Origin of the sequence: Methylomusa anaerophila, assembly GCF_003966895.1 — a bacterium.
Lineage (GTDB): Bacteria > Bacillota > Negativicutes > Sporomusales > Sporomusaceae > Methylomusa > Methylomusa anaerophila.
This window is the reverse complement of sequence record NZ_AP018449.1, coordinates 1,830,386-1,848,248: the sequence shown is the minus strand read 5'-3', so window position 1 is coordinate 1,848,248 and position 17,863 is coordinate 1,830,386. Positions and strand designations below refer to the sequence as shown.

General features: G+C 47.7%; 20 protein-coding genes. 4 read left to right on the top strand and 16 right to left on the bottom strand.

Annotated elements, in window-relative coordinates; translation table 11 throughout:
* Positions 1-174: 174 nt before the first annotated feature.
* Positions 175-480 carry a helix-turn-helix domain-containing protein gene (locus MAMMFC1_RS08075; protein ID WP_126308033.1) on the bottom strand — a complete coding sequence of 102 codons (306 nt, stop codon included), beginning with the start codon at positions 478-480 and terminating at the stop codon, positions 175-177.
* Positions 481-733: 253 nt separating this feature from the next.
* Here MAMMFC1_RS08075 and MAMMFC1_RS08070 point away from each other — a divergent pair, with 253 nt between their 5' ends.
* Together MAMMFC1_RS08070 and MAMMFC1_RS08065 are read left to right on the top strand one after the other, a co-directional pair.
* Positions 734-928 carry a hypothetical protein gene (locus MAMMFC1_RS08070; RefSeq protein WP_126308031.1) on the top strand — a complete coding sequence of 65 codons (195 nt, stop codon included), beginning with the start codon at positions 734-736 and terminating at the stop codon, positions 926-928.
* 120 nt (positions 929-1,048) lie between these two features.
* Positions 1,049-1,525 carry a GNAT family N-acetyltransferase gene (locus tag MAMMFC1_RS08065; protein WP_197723948.1) on the top strand — a complete coding sequence of 159 codons (477 nt, stop codon included), beginning with the start codon at positions 1,049-1,051 and terminating at the stop codon, positions 1,523-1,525.
* 146 nt (positions 1,526-1,671) lie between these two features.
* On the opposite strand, the gene MAMMFC1_RS08060 is transcribed toward MAMMFC1_RS08065, so the two are convergent.
* The 3 genes from MAMMFC1_RS08060 to MAMMFC1_RS08050 all read right to left on the bottom strand — a co-directional run bounded on the left by MAMMFC1_RS08060 (position 1,672) and on the right by MAMMFC1_RS08050 (position 4,823).
* Positions 1,672-2,553 carry an NAD(P)/FAD-dependent oxidoreductase gene (locus MAMMFC1_RS08060; RefSeq protein WP_126308029.1) on the bottom strand — a complete coding sequence of 294 codons (882 nt, stop codon included), beginning with the start codon at positions 2,551-2,553 and terminating at the stop codon, positions 1,672-1,674.
* Positions 2,554-2,677: 124 nt separating this feature from the next.
* On the bottom strand, positions 2,678-3,685 hold the full coding sequence (locus MAMMFC1_RS08055; protein WP_126308028.1) for an aldo/keto reductase: 1,008 nt from the start codon (positions 3,683-3,685) through the stop codon (positions 2,678-2,680).
* A 52-nt stretch (positions 3,686-3,737) separates the two neighbouring features.
* Positions 3,738-4,823: a tetratricopeptide repeat protein gene (locus MAMMFC1_RS08050; RefSeq protein WP_126308026.1), complete on the bottom strand. Its 1,086-nt coding sequence runs from the start codon at positions 4,821-4,823 to the stop codon at positions 3,738-3,740.
* A 390-nt stretch (positions 4,824-5,213) separates the two neighbouring features.
* On the opposite strand from MAMMFC1_RS08050, the gene MAMMFC1_RS08045 reads away from it, so the two are divergent.
* Positions 5,214-5,612 (top strand): helix-turn-helix domain-containing protein, encoded by a 399-nt coding sequence (locus tag MAMMFC1_RS08045; protein ID WP_126308024.1) that lies wholly within the window; start codon positions 5,214-5,216, stop codon positions 5,610-5,612.
* Positions 5,613-5,806: 194 nt separating this feature from the next.
* Here the strand turns inward: MAMMFC1_RS08045 and serC are convergent, their stop codons facing one another.
* Both serC and MAMMFC1_RS22310 read right to left on the bottom strand, forming a co-directional pair.
* The gene (gene serC, locus MAMMFC1_RS08040) at positions 5,807-6,904 is read right to left on the bottom strand and encodes a 3-phosphoserine/phosphohydroxythreonine transaminase (RefSeq protein ID WP_126308022.1); all 1,098 of its coding nucleotides are present in this window, start codon (positions 6,902-6,904) and stop codon (positions 5,807-5,809) included.
* Between the two features lie 69 nt (positions 6,905-6,973).
* Positions 6,974-7,312 (bottom strand): hypothetical protein, encoded by a 339-nt coding sequence (locus MAMMFC1_RS22310; RefSeq protein ID WP_145987625.1) that lies wholly within the window; start codon positions 7,310-7,312, stop codon positions 6,974-6,976.
* 146 nt (positions 7,313-7,458) lie between these two features.
* On the opposite strand from MAMMFC1_RS22310, the gene MAMMFC1_RS08035 reads away from it, so the two are divergent.
* Positions 7,459-7,755: a hypothetical protein gene (locus MAMMFC1_RS08035; RefSeq protein WP_126308020.1), complete on the top strand. Its 297-nt coding sequence runs from the start codon at positions 7,459-7,461 to the stop codon at positions 7,753-7,755.
* 73 nt (positions 7,756-7,828) lie between these two features.
* On the opposite strand, the gene MAMMFC1_RS08030 is transcribed toward MAMMFC1_RS08035, so the two are convergent.
* The 10 genes from MAMMFC1_RS08030 to MAMMFC1_RS07985 all read right to left on the bottom strand — a co-directional run bounded on the left by MAMMFC1_RS08030 (position 7,829) and on the right by MAMMFC1_RS07985 (position 17,637).
* Positions 7,829-9,244 (bottom strand): CCA tRNA nucleotidyltransferase, encoded by a 1,416-nt coding sequence (locus MAMMFC1_RS08030; protein WP_126308018.1) that lies wholly within the window; start codon positions 9,242-9,244, stop codon positions 7,829-7,831.
* 29 nt (positions 9,245-9,273) lie between these two features.
* Positions 9,274-10,113 carry an ABC transporter ATP-binding protein gene (locus MAMMFC1_RS08025; protein WP_126308016.1) on the bottom strand — a complete coding sequence of 280 codons (840 nt, stop codon included), beginning with the start codon at positions 10,111-10,113 and terminating at the stop codon, positions 9,274-9,276.
* A 299-nt stretch (positions 10,114-10,412) separates the two neighbouring features.
* Positions 10,413-10,625 carry a hypothetical protein gene (locus MAMMFC1_RS08020; RefSeq protein WP_126308014.1) on the bottom strand — a complete coding sequence of 71 codons (213 nt, stop codon included), beginning with the start codon at positions 10,623-10,625 and terminating at the stop codon, positions 10,413-10,415.
* Between the two features lie 193 nt (positions 10,626-10,818).
* Positions 10,819-12,078 carry an MFS transporter gene (locus MAMMFC1_RS08015; protein ID WP_232035737.1) on the bottom strand — a complete coding sequence of 420 codons (1,260 nt, stop codon included), beginning with the start codon at positions 12,076-12,078 and terminating at the stop codon, positions 10,819-10,821.
* A gap of 151 nt (positions 12,079-12,229) precedes the next feature.
* Complete coding sequence (locus tag MAMMFC1_RS08010) at positions 12,230-12,841, bottom strand: TetR family transcriptional regulator (protein ID WP_158618691.1); 612 nt, start codon at positions 12,839-12,841, stop codon at positions 12,230-12,232.
* Between the two features lie 276 nt (positions 12,842-13,117).
* Complete coding sequence (locus MAMMFC1_RS08005) at positions 13,118-14,242, bottom strand: ABC transporter permease (RefSeq protein WP_126308008.1); 1,125 nt, start codon at positions 14,240-14,242, stop codon at positions 13,118-13,120.
* Positions 14,239-15,150 (bottom strand): ABC transporter ATP-binding protein, encoded by a 912-nt coding sequence (locus MAMMFC1_RS08000; protein WP_126308006.1) that lies wholly within the window; start codon positions 15,148-15,150, stop codon positions 14,239-14,241. The genes MAMMFC1_RS08005 and MAMMFC1_RS08000 overlap by 4 nt, the downstream gene beginning before the upstream one ends.
* Complete coding sequence (locus MAMMFC1_RS07995) at positions 15,151-16,047, bottom strand: ABC transporter ATP-binding protein (protein ID WP_126308004.1); 897 nt, start codon at positions 16,045-16,047, stop codon at positions 15,151-15,153.
* Positions 16,044-17,036: an HlyD family secretion protein gene (locus MAMMFC1_RS07990; protein WP_232035736.1), complete on the bottom strand. Its 993-nt coding sequence runs from the start codon at positions 17,034-17,036 to the stop codon at positions 16,044-16,046. Before MAMMFC1_RS07990 ends, MAMMFC1_RS07995 begins: the two co-directional genes overlap by 4 nt.
* A complete protein-coding gene (locus MAMMFC1_RS07985; protein ID WP_126308002.1) occupies positions 17,020-17,637 on the bottom strand; it encodes a TetR family transcriptional regulator in 618 nt (205 codons plus the stop codon). Before MAMMFC1_RS07985 ends, MAMMFC1_RS07990 begins: the two co-directional genes overlap by 17 nt.
* Between the last annotated feature and the right edge of the window lie 226 nt (positions 17,638-17,863).

Below are 17,863 nucleotides of genomic sequence, written 5' to 3'. Positions count from 1 at the left end.
AAGTTATAATAGTTATAATAATGAGACATAATTTCGAGGGAGTTCCAGGCAGGTTATTAGGTTACAACTGTATAAGCTTACAAAGGCGGTTAGATCATTACCCTTAATTTTGTAGAAATTATCAAAAAACTTTTAAGGTAGCCTTGGAAGATTTGACAGTGGGCGGAAGCAGTGTTAATCCTTATTTATCGCATCTAACAATCTTTGAAGAGATTCTCTTTGCTCAGGTGTAAGTTTTTTAGCTGTATCTACTAAACGGCGAAGTTCCGGTTCAAGTTCCGACTTTTCTTTAGTAAAGAACTCGCCAAGAGTAAGGCCTAATCCTTTAACAATACGTTCTATAACTTCAAAGGTTGGTTGTCTTTGACCGCTTTCTATATAACTTAATGTTGATTGTCCAATCTCAGCCCGCTTGGCTAATGTGTTCATGCTAATATTTTGGCGTTTCCGCTCGGATTTAATCATTGCTCCTATATTCATATATATATATCGCTCCATCAGTAATTATCCTAATTGTGATTGTAACATAAAAATTTTTAGATCATTTATCCTCTTAGTGATTGAAATAAGTTCAATATTAGGATATAATTTAATCAAGATAAAGTAGTGGTTCATAGGTGGATATGTAAACATTCTATCGTCGATGCAAGTATAACCGAAATATTAGGCAACTAACCTTCTGCCTGCTGTCGGTAACAAATGTTATAAACCAAATTCTGAACGGAGGGACATCATGTCATTTTTCTGGTATGTATGTGACGGAAATGTTGAGGAATATAGCGGTCAAAAAGCCAATTTGGATAACTCAGTCATTGTTTATGCTGAATTACCGGAGGACGCATTGATAAAGGTTATGAGATATTATCGAGGCGAATTAAAGTGCCATGAAATGATCTATGATGGCGAAACTATAGTAGTCATTTCTTAAATAAAAGAAAGCGGTGTAGATATTGGGATACTATCCTCCTTATATCCAGGATATTATTACGCAGTGTAACAACTCATACCTTGCAAAACAAGGGCAATGTTTGAAAGAAGGGGGAGAGGAATGATGAACATCAGGATAGTTAGAATAAACGATGAAGCTATGAAATCGCTGCACACGAAGGAGATTCTTAGAAGCTTGCCCGAATGGTTTGGCAATGAAAAAGCGCTCTGCGAATATGTGAAAAACGTTGCAAAACTTCCATACTGGATTGCCTTAAATCAAAATGAAAGTAGCGTTGGATTTATTTCCGTTAAAATTCATTATGGAAATACAGGTGATATTTATGTATTTGGCGTGTTGCCCGAATACCATAACCAAGGTATAGGGAAAAAGCTTTTGGCTTCAGCGGCTGAGTATTTTAGGCAAAACGGTTGTAAATATGTGATTGTAAAGACCTTGAGTGAAAAAGCCCGATATGAACCCTACGAGCGAACAAGAAAGTTCTATACGAGAGCAGGATTTGAACCGCTCATTACCCTGACGGAAATGTGGGCTGAAGAAAATCCATGTCTGATCATGATTAAAAAATTCGATTAATTGTAGATTAATTGTAGGTATTGAAAAATTGAATATCAATAGTTTTGATTATATTAATGTGCGGGTGGTTTATTGTAGATAGAGCGCAAGAATACGCCAGGGCTCCCGCCCCGGCGTATTCTTGCTTGCATGGCTGCTTTCCTTCATTATTCAGGCTTGCTATCCCTTTTTGAACCCAGGTAACTGATCGCGCTGAGCATGGCCATCAGGCCTTCGCCGGTGGCTTTGGCCACCTGCCAGGGTTTGCCTGTACAGTCGCCGGCCGCAAATACCCCGGGTATACTGGTGGACATGTCACGATTGACTTTTATTACTTCGCCGTCCAGTTCCAATCCCGGCAATATATTCTCTACCGGGTCGGACTGCCGCAGGATAAAAACGCCATGGACCTTTAGCTCTTCTTTGTCCGTCACCAGCTTTTCAACTTGTGCGTCGCCGAAAATGGCCTTCGGCTTGGCATCCAGGACTTTTACCTCGGCCCGCATCTTGGAAAAGTCACCTTTGTACTGCGGCAGATAATAGACATTACGGCAGATTTCACCCAAGAAGCCGGCTTCATTTTCCCCTTCGGTAGTGTAGGAGATAACCGCCACATCCTTGCCCTCAAACATACGCCCGTCGCAAGTCGCGCAGTAGCTGACCCCCCGGCCGAGGAAATCCCGCTCACCGTTAAACAAAAGAGTGCTGACAACTCCGGTAGCCAGTATCACGGTTTTGGCTTCGTAGGTATTTCCGGCAGTAAGCAGGGTAAAGAACTCGTCCCCGGGAAAAATATTGAGCACTTTTTCTTTTATCAAAGCCGGGCCATGGGCTAAAGCATGCGAGGCAAACTGCTGGATAAGACCTTTACCGCTTACCTGGGGAATTCCCGGATAGTTGTCAACAATGTGAGCTTTCTGAAGCTTTTGGCTAAAGTCAAGATGCTCAAACAAACCAATTTCCTTATTGCGGATACGGCCGGTGATAACGGCGGATAACCCCGCCGGTCCCCCGCCAACAACCGCAACGTCAAACCGATTGTTCGCCAATTTTTTTCGCTCCTTTCTTCTATATATGTATATGTCGCATTAAAGAATTGACATCCGGGTATTAGGATAAGCTGAGGTTAAGCGACAGCGTCGAAGCGTTCCTAATACCCGGATGTCAGACTACTTAACCAAGGTCCGCCGCGACTTGCTTCATGCGCTGCCGGATAGGCAAATTATAAGGGCAGCGCGTTTCACATTCCCCGCACTCCACACAGGCGGAAGCCTTCGCTTTCAGGCCCGCATAACGGTCGGGAATAGCGGTTTTCAATCCATATTTGACATACTGCAAATGGAAGATAAACATGGTGGGAATATCAATTCCCTGCGGACAGGGCAGACAATAGCCGCAGCGGCGGCAAAAGTTCGGGCCCAGGGCTTCAGCCTCAGCCTTGAGTTTAGCCTTTTCGGCAGCGGACAATGGCTGAAAATCCCTGGTCACGGATAAATTGGCGGCAATTTGTTCCACCCGGTCCATACCGGGAATGGCCACCAGGTAATCATTCTCCAATATAAACCGGAGAGCAAGATCGGCACTTTCGATCAGTCCGCCCCCCAGGGGTTTCATGACGATACAGCCTATATCCATAGAACGGGCTAAAGGAAAGAGTTCCGTCAGCGCCCCCTGCTCCACGCAGTTAAACGGGGCCTGGACGGTGTCAAACTGGTTGGATTTCAAGGCTTGAACCAGCAGTCCGAAATTATGGCCGGTAATGCCGATGTGTCTGATCTTACCGGCGGCTTTGGCCTCCTTGAGCGCCGCCAATGCCCCGCTCGGCGCCATGACGGCGTTTAAATCCTGCTCCACTTTTATATTATGAATCTGATACAAGTCAATATAATCGGTCCGCATCATCTGAAGACTTGTATCAATATCCATCAACATGGCTTCTCTCGTCCTGGCCAGGCTCTTTGTCGCCAAATAAAATTCCTTGCGGCGCGAAGCAGCATACCGGCCGATTTTTTCCTCACTATCCGTATATGCCCGGGCAGTGTCAATGAAATTAATGCCGGCATCAAGGGCCGCCTGCAATACAGCGCCCGCTTCCCCGAATGTACAGCGTTGCACCGGTAAAGCGCCAAAGCTAATGGGGGTAACCATTAAGCCGGTGCGTCCCAAACTTCTTTTTTCCATCCCTTCAACCTCCACTAAGCAAAGAAGCAAGCGGCCCGGTAAGGCGGTTGCATCATTGGATCAAATCACCGTTACCGGAACCATCCAAGGCCTTAATACGTTCCTGGGCGTGCTGGAATTCAGCCGCCTCGGGATTGGCCAGTTCCAAAAACCGTTTAAAAGCAGCGACGGCTTCCTCTGTTCGCTGCTCGATTTCGCAGCATAACGCTTTATTATAATAAGTAAGGGCATTGTCCGGATTACACGCAAGGGAGCGGTTTAAATCCTCAATGGCCTCGGCGTATTCTTTTTTGGCTACATGAGCCACTCCCCGGAAAAAGTAGGGCCTTGCGTCTTCCGGGTCCAGTTCCGCCGCCCGGCTGAAGTCGGCAATGGCCTCGTCCATTTTACCCTGACCCAGATAAACAGAGGCCCGGACAGCTAGAAGCATGATATTTTCCGGCTCAAGTTCCAAGGCCCTGTTTAAATCGGCCATGGCTTCATCGTTCATGCCGATTTCAAAGTAGGCTTGTCCCCGCTTCATTAGCGCGTTAGTATCTTCCGGAGACTCGGTAAGAACTTTGGAATAGTCGGCAATGGCCACGGAAAACAAGTTCTTCGCCACAAAGGCGTCGCCTCTGCTAAGGTATGAGCCCAGGTCGGCAGGCTCCAAATCAATGGCTTTCGTTAAATCATCAATAGCATGATCATACATCTGGTTTTCCAAATAGATTACGCCGCGATTGGCGTAACTTAACCAATCCTGGGGATGGTACAGCAGCGCTTTGCTATAGTCCAGGACGGCATTCTGGACATCGCCCTGAGCCGCGTAGGCACTGCCGCGATAAGAATAGTACTGAAAAATTCTCGGACTCAACTCAATTGCTTGGGAGTATTCGTCCACTGCCTGCTGGTAATTGCCTGCCATGGATGACACCACACCCAGCCAAAAATAAGCTTCGCTGTTTGCAGGATCCGCCGCCAAAACCTGGCGGCATTCTGCCGCGATGGCCGCGGCATCTCCTGCTTCCTGCAGTTTCTCCATATGCAGACTAAACTCGCTAGCCGCCGGCGCCTCCCCGCCGCCAGAGTCGCCGCAGGACGAACACCCGCAGCCGCAAGCCGGGGTAACCTCGTTAATCTTATCCTGATTATCCATAACCAACACTCCTTTCAGTGCTGAATCAACCCATATAAAAATAATTATTAAATAATAATTTCGTGATCTTTTTGGCTAATACCTGCTGATAGGATATATTTCCCGTATGAAAAAATAAATATTAGCGGGTTAAGAATATAGTTCATTATCCACCGAATTTTGTTGAGTTTTTTATCATCAGAAAATATTTCTGGGGTACCATATTTTTACTTAAATATAAATCAGTTGTTATTTTATAAAAAAAAGCGCCAAGCATTGACACCAAAAAGCCATATTTCTCAGTGAATTTAATTATTGGATTTGCAAAAAATAGAATGTACAATTTCCTTGATCGTTGACTTTTATCTCAATATACAATATAATAAATGTAAAAAATGGAATGATTTATAAATGAATAAACGTTATACAGATTTACTGGCTTATTACATTAAGAAAAGCGGCATGTCGTTACGGCAAATCGCCTGCCGTTGCCAGGAAAAAGGACATAAAATTGCCCCGTCATATATCAGTAAGCTGCAAAACGGCCATTTACCCCCGCCTTCCGAAGACGTCTCACGGGTATTGGCCGAGGTGCTGGACGGCAACCCGGAAATACTGATTTATTTAGGCTATTTCGCCAAAGCTCCCTCTATTATCCGCCAGAAATTACATCCCGAGTTTGCTGAAATCTCTTTTGATGTTTATTTATTCGCCCGTAGGATAGCTAAACTCCCCCCCAAATACAGAGAAAAAATAGTAAATGAATTAGAGTGGCTAGAAGCGTTGGAAGCAAGTGAACTGTCTACCTAACCAGCCTGGTCAATGTAAGGCCGGCTGCAGACTTGAGTATCGAAAACGTTTTGGCTAATTTAAAGAGCCAGCGAAGTAGAAACATACCGGGAATATTGAAAGAGGAATAAGACGACCCGTAACCGGGCCGCCTTATTCCCTTTTTATAGTCCTTTTCCCTTAATCCCCGAAGGAAAACCCACTGCTTGCTGATTCTACCAATTTTCTTTTTGAAAAGTAAACATTAGCTCCCGTAAAGCCAGGCAGGACTCATAGGGAACCGCGTTATAGGCAGAAGCCCGGCAGCCCCCTACCGAGCGGTGTCCCGCCAGACCGACGAAACCGGCTTGCTTAGCCGCATCAAGGAATTTTTTCTCCAGATCCTCGTTAGCCAGCCGGAATGTAATATTCATCAGCGAGCGGACATCCGGTTGGGCATGACCGACATAGAAACCATTGCTGGCATCAATTGCATCATAAACCAGAGCCGCTTTTTCCTGATTGCGGCGGTGCAGGGCTGCAAGACCGCCCTGTTCTTTTACCCAGGCCAGCATCAGACTGACCATATATATGTTGAAAGTGGGCGGCGTATTGTATAATGAGTTGTCTTTGGCATATGTCTCGTACCGCAGCATGGTCGGCACTTTCTTATTCGCCCGATCTAAAAGGTCGTGCCGGATGATAACTACCGTTACGCCGGCAGGACCAAGATTCTTTTGGGCTCCGGCATAAATCAGGGCGAATTTGCTCACGTCAAACGGTTTGGACAAGATATCGCTGGACATGTCGGCAATCAGCGGCACGGCGCCGGTCTCGGGGAAAGACTGCCACTGGGTGCCGAAGATAGTATTGTTGGAAGTAATGTGAAGATAGGCGGTATCCGGGCCGTAGTTGAGTTCCCCGGGAGACGGTATACGGCGGTAGTTTCCTTCTTTGGCACTGGCGGCGATAAAGACCTCGCCCAGTTTTTCCGCTTGGGCATAAGCTTTCTCCGCCCAGGTCCCGGTCATGACGTATCCGGCCTTTTTGCCGGGTGCCAGAAAGTTCATGGGTACCATGGCAAACTGGAGACTGGCTCCTCCTTGCAGGAACAGAACATCATAACCTGCGGGTATACCCAGCAACTCCTTCAATAATTCAATAGCGCGATTGTGCACCGCCTCGTAGTCTTTGCTGCGATGGCTGATCTCCATGATGGACATGCCTGTGCCGTTAAAATCCAAAAGTTCCGCTTGCGCTTGTTGGAGAATGGACAAGGGAAGAGCCGCCGGCCCGGAATAAAAGTTGTGTACCCTTTTAACAGTTTTAGCCATACTAATCACTCACTCCATTAAATCATAATAAAATTAAAAAGCCTCGCCCACATATATCTGGGGCGAGACTTATCCCGCGGTGCCACCCATGTTGCCTTGCGGCCACTTTTGCCGCTGTACCGGGCGGAACCCGTCCTGATTCATCATCAGCCACTCCCAGGCGGAACTTGACTTTACGCGCCCTGGCTCGCACCACCCGCCAGATCTCTGAAGCTTGTAATAAGTCAGCTTCCTGTTCATTGTGTGGACTATGAAGTCTATTTGATTATAAATTATCTTGTACTGATAGTCAAGTGTATTTTTCGAATAAACATTTGTTCTCGGCAATGCTCTCAATATGGCGATAATTATTTTCTCATAAAAATTATTCACTTCCATTTTAAAATATGTTATAATAACATTAACCATATGGAACGCATTAAAAATTGGAAATTATATCCGGGTATTAGGAACGCTTCGACGCTGCCGCTTAACCTCAGCTTATCCTAATACCCGGATGCCAATTCTTTAAATGCGACATATATAGAAACCATTTCAAACTGGGAGGGATAGATATGGATAAGGGAAAATTTAATGACTATACGGAATTGGTATCTAAAAAATTCAAAGAAGCCTGGGATAATTTAAGCGATGATTTGAAATGGGCGAAAGATGTCACTGAACTCCGTCTGCAGATGGAGTTCCTGGAAAGCAAACAGGACCGTCTATTTAAAGACTACGGCAAAGCGGTATTTCTGTCCGGATCCTGCGAAGGTCCCAAAGTAGATCCCATTTACAAAGAAATTGACATAATTGAACACGAGCTTCAGAAAAAGTACCTGCAGCTTGAGAAACTAAAAGCCAAAGATTAATAGATTCATAAAATTACATAAATACATAAAAAATCTTTAAATAGGACTTGGCCCGCGCCAAGTCCTATTTCTGTTAATCCTGATTGGACACCGGCTGCCGCTTCAGCCTGGCCGTGAGGGCCGCCAGCAGAGAATCGCGGGTGTTGGCCAATTCCCCGGTTTGTATCCTTTCCAGCAGATTAAGCTGAAATTTTCCCACCTGCGGACCGGTCCCCAGCCGGGCGGCGATCTCTTTGCCGCTGATACTTAATTGCCCCGGATAAAAGGGGACTTGCCGGCAGATGGCTGCAACCAGTTCCTTTACTCTATCAAGGGTTTCAATATCCGGCATGGTATGACCGGCCAGCCTGTCGGCCCGGTGCAGTTCCAGAAGCTGATCAACCTGTTGCCTAAATTCCCGGATGTTCCTGAAATCCCTGGCCAAACGTCGGAGCCACCCCAATACCTTTTTTTCCTCGGGAACAGGCAAAATTAAGTGGCGCCGAATCAGCCAGGCTACTTGGCCGGTTACCGCGGAACTCACTTTAAGTCTAAGGAGGATTTGTTCCGCCACCTCGGCGCCAACTCGCTCATGTCCCGGATCAGATGGCTGACCATACTTGTTTACTGTCCGTACTCCCGGCCATCCCTTGGCCACGTCATGCAGCAGAGCTGCCCAGCGCAAGGCGGCGGCGGCAGGCACGTTATCCACAGTTGCCAGGGTATGGGTCCATACATCATATTTATGGTATCTGGCATTCTGAGGTAAACCGGGCAAACGGCCAAGCTCAGGCAAAATAGGCACAGACCTGGCAACCCTTTGTTCGGTATTCCTGCACTCTGCCGCCAAGAGACCGGTAACCATCATAATTTTAAGCCCCACACTCGCCCATGGTGCGATCAGCGTAGCTTGCAGTTCATTCCGCACTCTCTCTACCGACAGGCCGGCAACCCGCGCCAGATTCGGACTGAAGGCCGCCTGGGCCGCAGGGTCAAGCCGGAAACCAAAGCAGGCGGCAAAACGGGCGGCCCTGAACATTCTAAGAGCATCTTCGGCAAATCTTTCATAGGGATTGCCGACAGTACGAATGAGTTTGGCGGCGATATCGTCCCGCCCGCCAAACAGATCGATGATATTGCCGTCAATATCGAGGGCCATGGCATTCATGGTAAAATCCCGGCGCTGCAAATCTTCCGTCAAAGATACTCCCAGTTGTACTTGTTCCGGTCGATGACTGTCCTCACCGTATGTTTCCGCCCGAAAAGTGGCAACATCGTAGGTTGTTTCACCCACGACCACAATGATTACGCCAAAAGCCGCTCCGACTTCTACCGTTCCCCAGCCATGAGCGGCGGCAGCCTGCCGTATCTCGTCGGCAGAAGCGCTGGTAGCTATATCTATGTCCTGGGAGGATTTTCCCAGCAATAGGTCACGCACGGCGCCGCCGACGATATACGCCTGATGCCCCGCGTCAGCGAGCGCTTTTACAATCAGCCTGGCTTGTTCCATCAACCGGACCTCCTCAGGTAATTGTCTACTTATCCGGCCACTTTCCGTCCTGTTATTTCCACAAATACATCTTCCAGGTTGGTATAACGCAATGTAGCGTTTACCGTCAACGCCGCAGCAAAATCTGCGGCCTCGGCCCGGCTGGCAAAAAACCGGTACTCCGTGCCGCCCTGGTCAGCCCATTCCACCACGAATTTGCCAAGTCGCCGGCATAAGGCCGCCGGACTGTTAAGAGCAATGAGCCTTCCCTTTTCCATAATCGCCACCCGTTGGCACAACTGTTCCGCTTCCTCAATATAGTGGGTAGTGAGCAGCACGGTCAGACCTTCTCCGTTTAACCGGCGAATCAGGTCCCATAGTTTGCGGCGAACTTGCGGATCAAGGCCAACCGTAGGTTCATCCAGAAACAATACCTGGGGCTGGTGCATCAGCGCCCGGGCAATCATCAGCCGGCGTTTCATCCCGCCGGAAAAGGTATTGACCATGTCATTTCCCCGCTCCACGAGTTCCACATACTCCAGCAACTCTTCCACCCGCCGCCGGCGCCCGGCCTCTGGAATATGATGCAAGCGACCGTGCAAGTCCAAATTTTCCCTGGCGGTTAAGTCGGCATCCAGATTCAAATGCTGGGGAACTACTCCGATGACTGCCTTGACTTTGGTCTCATCCGCCGGCAGATGCCAGCCGTTAATGTTGATCTCGCCTTCCGTGGGCCGGGTCAGCATGGTCAAAACCCGGATAGTTGTTGTTTTGCCCGCGCCGTTAGGTCCTAAAAGCCCAAATGTTTCCCCTGGTTCGATGGTTAGATCCAAGTGATCTACAGCTACCCGTTCAGCAAACTTCTTGACCAGGCCTTTTACCAATATCATTTCTTCGACTCCGTTCTATTGATTATGTGATTATGCGGTTATGTAAGTTTATATTATATTAATTTTAACACGGAAAATAACCGGCTGCCAGTCTCACAAAAATCTGTTCGCCCGGCCCGGGCATTAAAAAATTAAAAAAGATAAGGTGTTCCAAAATGGACAACCTTATCTATATGGAACGCATTAAAGAATTGAAATTATATCCGGGTATTAGGAACGCTTCGACGCTGTCGCTTAACCTCAGCTTATCCTAATACCCGGATGTCAATTCTTTGATGCGGCATATATAGCAGAAGAATCTATAGATATGGATAGGTAATCAACCGGCCTAAGCTAAATTGGGAAACAAGGTCTGGGGAAACAACCCTGGCGCGGGAAACAGAAGAAAAACGGTCGACAGCCGAATTGCCGCGGAGAACAAAATCGCCGTGGAGAACAAAATCGTCGCGGAGAACAAAATCGCCGCGGAGAGCAAAAGCCGAAACCAACTCCGACAAATAGCTGGCGCTCATCCTGACGCATCGTCTCCTCTTCGTAATCTTCTTCCTCCCAATCCACAATTTCAGGTTGATCCCAGGAACGCTTTCTATCAGACATTTCAATCCCTCCTTCCGGACAAATAGAACAGGGCGTATCCTGCCTGATACATAATATGCCGGCGGGAGTCATGTTGTTACGTAGCGTACCTGTTTGACGCGAATCGCTCTAATCTTCGCAGATAAAGCCTTTGTTCCGGTAGATAGGCTCAGCATGGGCGAGCCAGACCGGCCGGACATAAGCAAAAGCAGCGGCGCCTGCCAGGCAGATGGTTCCGCCTATCAATAATGTCGCCGGCGCTCCGATAATTTCGGCTAAATGGCCCGCCAAAAGACTGCCGAATGGAGCAAAACCGCCGAAGGACAATGTGTAGAGGCTCATGACCCGTCCCCGTTTATCCTCGTCCACAAGCGTCTGGATGATGGTATTTGTGGCAGCGAACTGAACAATGAGCCCAACGCCCATGATAAAGCACGCGGCTAAGGACAGCCACAGCACTTTGGATGCGGCAAATACTATCAACCCGGCGCCAAAAACTGAACCGGCTATCACAATAATATTTTCAAGCCCCAGCACGGTCATGCGGGAAGCCAGACATACGGTTCCCGTAAGTGCTCCCAGCCCAAAAAAGGCCATTAATAAACCCAATATCTCCGGTCCCCCCGACAATACCCGGCCGGCAAGAACCGGCATAAGCACCATAACCGGCATGCCTGCCAAGCATACCAGGGCAAGCAAAGCAAGCACCAGTCTGATTGGCACAACGCGATAGGTGTAAGCAATGCCTTGCCTGAGTCCTGCCAGCAGGTTTTTTTCCTTATTTGCTGCAACATACGGACGGTTCACCTTCATGAGCCTAAGCCCGGCAAGCACTGCGGCAAAGCTGACGGCATTAAGCAAAAAACACCAGCCTTCGCCGAAAGCACTGATGGCAAGCCCCGCAATCGACGGACCGATGATCCGGGCGCCATTAATCATAGCCGAATTAAGGGGGATGGCGTTGCTGAGATCTTCTTTGTCGTCGACGGTTTGGGACAGAAAGGATTGCATTGCCGGCATGCCAAAGGAGTTAACCACACCCAGCAAGAAGTTAAGCACTACGATATGCCAGACGGCGATACTTTGCGACAGCACCAGCGCCGCCAGGATAGCCGCTTGCAGCAAGGCGAAAATCTGCGTTGCAATGACGACTTTATACCGGTCCCACCGGTCCAGGATTACCCCGGCCAAGGGAATAAGAACCACACCGGAAATTTGGCCAAAGAAATCGACTGTGCCCAGTACCTGCGCCGACCCGGTCAGACGGTACACCAGCCAAACAATCGCCGTCCACTGCATCCATGTGCCGATCAGTGATATTCCCTGGCCGAAAAAGTACAAACGGTAATTACGGTGCCGCAGCGCCCGGAACATGGACCCGAATTTCATCCCGGAAATCAGCTTCATCTCCTCCTTTCCCGTCCGGTTTAAACACAGAGTATATAGGATGCATTAAAGAGTCAACATCCGGATATTAGGATAAGCATCCCGATACCCGGATATAATCATAATTCTTTAATGCTGCATTCCCTATTGAACGCTAAGTTTGCGGATTTTCTCTCACTTTGATCCCATTCAGATAAATCCTGAGCGCCTGGGAAATATATTCCTCATCGGATTGCTCGGACAATTGGGCAAATTCCTTGATGAGAGGGGTGGCAAGAAAGTAAAAGTTCATGATTCCGGCCAAAGATATGGTAGCGTAGCTAATATTCAAATCGGGAGAAAACTCACCGCTATCAATACCTTCACGCAAGGACTGGCACGCAAACTGGTACAGCTGGGCAATGTATTTCTTTATTATTATTTCACCACAACGGGTTGGATTGGCAAGCTCACTATGGATGATGCGGGCTAAAAAAGGGCACTCATGGTGGATTGTGCCGATGTTGCGGGCATACAAAGTAAGGCGTTCAACCGGTTTTACTGCGGTCATGGTTTCTACCGTACTCAGCAGCTTGGTTACAGGTGAAAAAATTTTATCCAACGCCGCATGGTAAAGACCCTCTTTACCATTGAAATAGTAAGAAATAGCCGAACTGTTTATTTGCGCGGCATCCGCCACTTCCCGGATGGTGACGGCGACAAATCCTTTTTTCGCGAATAATGGAATAGCGGTATTGATAATTTTAGCGGCAGTATCATGTTCCACAATAAGCAACTCCTTAAAAACATTTGGTGGCTATTACAGCAATTACAGCTGCATACCAGCAAAATTGCCCGGCAAAATAACCATTTTTCTTAATCTATATATGGCGCATTAAAGAACTGACATCCGGGTATTAGGATAAGCTGAGGTTAAGCGGTAGTAATGCGTTCCATCTATATTATAGCTAAGTTAGACATAATATACCATTATCTTCTACCTTCTATCCACTTCTCCGCTTCATTAATGTCTTTATGTGGAATGGGATACTCTTACCGCCCCCTAAACAATCTTCTTCTGAAATTTATTGATGCTGATTGTTAGCACGATGATTATAAATAAGGTTAGGGCCATAACCTGCGGCCACAGTATGCTCAAACCCACACCTTTGAGAATAATGCCCCGCATGATCTGCAAATAGAAAGTAATCGGCAATAAATTTCCGAGTAAATTAAACCCCAGCGGCATGGCCTCCCGGGGAAACATAAACCCGGAGAGCAATACGCTGGGTAAAAAAATGAAAAAGGACATCTGCATGGCCTGCATTTGAGTTTTGGTCACTGTTGAGATGAAGATTCCCTGCGCCAGCGAAGCAACAATAAAGAAGGCTGTAAGAATGTACAGCAGGCCGATGCTGCCGCGAATGGGCAGGTCAAATACAAAGATGCCCACCACGATAGCCACCGTTACTTGCACATAGCCGACAATACTATAGGGTATAATTTTTCCCAGCATTAATTCCCAATTCTTCAGAGGGGTAACGATAAGCTGCTCCAGTGTGCCCCGTTCCCGTTCCCGGACAATAGCCATGGAAGTGATCATTACCATGGTCATGGTTAAAATAACCCCCATAATACCCGGCACCATATAAAAAGCCGACACAAAGTCCGTATTATACCACGGGCGGATACGAATATCGTAAGGGTTCTGGGCGGTATGCCCGGTATAGCCCCGCACTTTCTGCAGCAGAATCTGCTGTGATTTCAGCTGACCGATCAACTGGGCGGCGCTGATGGCGGAAGAGGCGGACATGGAATCAGACGCGTCCACAATCACCTGGACGGTCGCCGTTCGGCCATGCTTTAAATTATCTGAGAAATCAGGCGGTATGATGATACCCACCTTGGCTTTGCCGGAATCAACGGCGTCATTTACCTCCTGAAAATTCTTTGCCACATAATTTATATTAAAATATTCGCTGGCCGCCAGGGAGTCAAGCAGTTCACGGCTGTCTTGCTGCAATGACTGGTTAAATACAATGGTAGGCAAATGTTTGACATCGGTGTTAATGGCGAAACCAAACAGCAAAAGCTGTCCAACCGGCACCATCAGCATCATGGCCAAGGTTAACCGGTCACGCCGCATTTGTATGAATTCCTTGATCAGCATGGCCCGCAGTCGCCTCATGCTATCATCTCCTTTTCCTTATGCTGAGACTTTACTAAATGAACAAAGACGTCTTCCAATCCCGGAGTGATTTGTTCATAGGGAAAGGACACAACCTGGTCCAGTTGATCCACCTCGACGAGAATATGCAAACTGGCCCCGAAGGGGTAAATATCAAGATAAGGAATTTTACTGGCTTCCAGGGTTTCCAGCAATTCCATCGGCTGCGGCGTATTAATGCGCACCAATATGCCTGGGATCATCTTTTTTAGCTGGGACGGGGCGCCGTCGGCAATCAACTTTCCTTCAAATATAAATCCAATGGCGTCACAATGTTCCGCTTCATCCATAAAGTGAGTTGTAACCATTACGGTGGTGCCCTGGGATGCTAAATGATAGATGATATCCCAAAACATGCGTCTGGATTTGGGATCAACGCCGCCCGTGGGTTCATCAAGAAAAAGAATGGGCGGTGTATGAATAATGGAACAGCCTAAAGCCAGACGCTGTTTCCAGCCGCCGGAAAGATTGACTGCCAGTTCATGCTGCCGGCCTTCCAGGCCGGCCATGGCCAGCATCTCTTCAATTCTCTGTCTGGCCGTATTGCGCGACAAGCTGTACATACCGGCATAAAACTCCAGATTTTCCAGGACGGTTAAATCATCATACAGGCTAAATTTTTGCGACATATAGCCGATCTTGTGCTTGATGGCCTCACCGTCACGGCCAATATCCAGCCCTAGTATTTTGCCGTTTCCCGCGGTCGGTTCCAATAAGCCGCACAGCATCCGGATGGTGGTGGACTTCCCGGAACCATTTGGGCCAAGAAAGCCATAAATGGAGCCCTCTCTAATTTTCAGCGAAACATTATTTACTGCCGTAAAATCGCCAAAGCGGCGGGTAAGATTGCTAACTTCCACAGCATACATTCAAGCCACCTCACTTGCCAAAGCAACAAACACGTCTTCCAGCGTGGGTTGAATTTCTTCCAGTTCAGCAACAGCGATATTGGCTGCGGCCAGGGCGGACTTTATCTGAACGGCCGCCGCCATGTCTTCCACCACTAAATGGTAGGCTTCCCCAAACATGTTGATATCAAGAAGCGGGCATGGAGCCAGATGTTCCTTAATGTTCCGGTCATTCGTTTTCAGTTCCAGCACTTTATAAGGGTAGGTCCGGCGCAATCCCTGGGGGGAATCGCAGGAAACAATGCGCCCGTTATGCAGGAAAGCAATGCGGGTACAGAGTTCCGCCTCATCCATATACGGTGTGGATACAAAAATAGTTGTACCTTCCTTATTGAGTTTGAACAGCATGCGCCAAAAATCCCGCCGGGAAACGGGATCAACGCCGGTGGTCGGTTCGTCGAGAAAGAACAGCTGCGGCTGATGCATCAAACCGGCTGCCAGAGCCAATTTTTGTTTCATCCCGCCGGACAGGTTGTCAGCCAAACGGTCCTTAAACGGCAGTATTTTGGTAAAATCAAGGATATGAGTGGCTAAATCATCAATTTGCTCTTCTGATTGTCCGCATAGCGACCCAAATACCCGAATGTTTTCCATGACTGTTAAGTCGCCGTAGAGGCTGAATTTTTGCGGAACATACCCGAGGTGATCCTTGACGCTTTCCGGGTTGGCGGCGCCTAACACGGTAAGACTTCCCGAAGTTGGGGAAAGCAGCCCTGTCAGCATCCGGATAATTGTCGTTTTGCCGGCGCCGTCCGGCCCGACCAGCCCAAATATTTCGCCCTCATTCACCGACAGTGAAATATCATTTACTGCCGTTAAAGTTCCATAATTTTTCGTGATATTATTTAACGTGATCATAATTGGATGACCACATCCGCCGGCATTCCCGGCTTTAAGATGCCTTCGGAATTATCAATTTTTACTTTCACATAAAACACCAGGTTGGCTCTTTCCCGTTGGGTAATACTCTGGCGCGGCGTAAACTCCGCATTTTGGCTGATCTCCTTAATCGTGCCGGCAAACACCCTGTTGGGATAAGAATCGATATGAACATCTACCGGCTGACTCACTTCAATAAGGCCAAGTTCGGCGGAAGAAACGTAGATTTTGACCCAGCAGTCATTCAGATCGCCAATGGTGGCGATGGCCGAACCGGCATTGAGATACTCGCCGTTTTCAAAGTTTTTGGTCAATACCACCCCGTTAAGGGGACTGGCAACAACGGTGTCGGCCAGGGCGGCGCGAGTGACTTCGATAACGGCCTGCAGCCGCTTTACTTCATTCCGCTGGGCTTCGATAACATCGGGGCGATTGCCTTCGGCTACCAGGCTCTGTTGGGATTGGCTGGCAAGGAGAGTGTTGTGGGCAACATCATAGCTGGCCTGAGCGGTGTCAAACTGCTGCGCCGATATGGCATTGTCACGGTACAGAACCCGATAACGCTCCAAATCGTTTTTTGCTTTATCATACGTTGCCTGCGCCGACACCACATTGGCTTCGGCTTGCTGAATTTCCTGCTGCCGGGAGCCTTTTTCCAGGTCGGCCAACTGGGCTTGCGCCTTGCTGTGGGCAGCTTCGTCGGCCAGCAACTGCGCTTTTAAATCGGCGCGGGTAATATGCGCAACGACCTGACCGGCCCCAACGGTATCCCCCACTTGAATGGCTAACTGCGACATATAGCCGTTGGTTTTAGGCACGATGTCAGTAAGGGTTACTTCCACTGTGCCGGTAGCCTTAATGCTTTTTTCCTTGGGCAGATACAGCCTGTAGCCCCCAACAGCCAACACCGCCAGAACAACAACGGCAATGGCGGCGACAATTATTTTTTTATTAATTTTTTTGTTCATGTACTCTTCCTCCTATAATCCCATGTAGAAAAAGATGAATCGCCTGGACAAAATATTCTTCGTCTGATTGATCTGAGAGCTTTGCCAATTCATTTACGAAAGGCTTGATAATATAGTAATAATTTATGATGCCTGCGAAAAAGACTGTTGCATAATCAAGGCTGAAATTTGGTTTAAAATCGCTGCTGGCAACACCGTCTTTCAGAATAACCTGAATGAGTTGCGAAAGCCGGGAAACATAATTGGCTACTACTTCTCCGCCACAGGCGGATGGATTGACAAGCTCACTATGTATGAATTGCGTTAAAAAAGGATTCTGACGATGAATAATCATGATATTCCGGGCGTATTGGGTAAGCCGTTCCATGGCCGACAGATGGTTCGTGGCCGCCAGCCCTTGCATCATCTGTATAATCGGAACGAACTGCTCTTCCAATACCGCCAGGTACAAACCTTCCTTCCCCGAAAAATAGTAAGAAATAAGTGCGCCGTTAACTTTGGCGGCCTCTGCCAACTCGCGAACGGTCACCGCGGCGAACCCTTTTGTCGCAAATAGGGGGGTGGCCGCTTTAATTAATTTGCTCTGTGTATTCGTTTCCATAAAGCCTCCTTTCAATCAATCGATTGATTTATTTTAATTTTATCATTCATTTCATTTTTTTGTCAATCTTTTAAATCAATTCATTTTAAAACGAATCAGTAAAATTAATGTTGGAATCATTTTGGGATGGATTATATGGATTATTGGGTAAAAACATAAAGAAACCGTTAAAACTTAAGCGGTTTCTTTATATATAGGTTTCTTTATTATAGATATTATAGATATT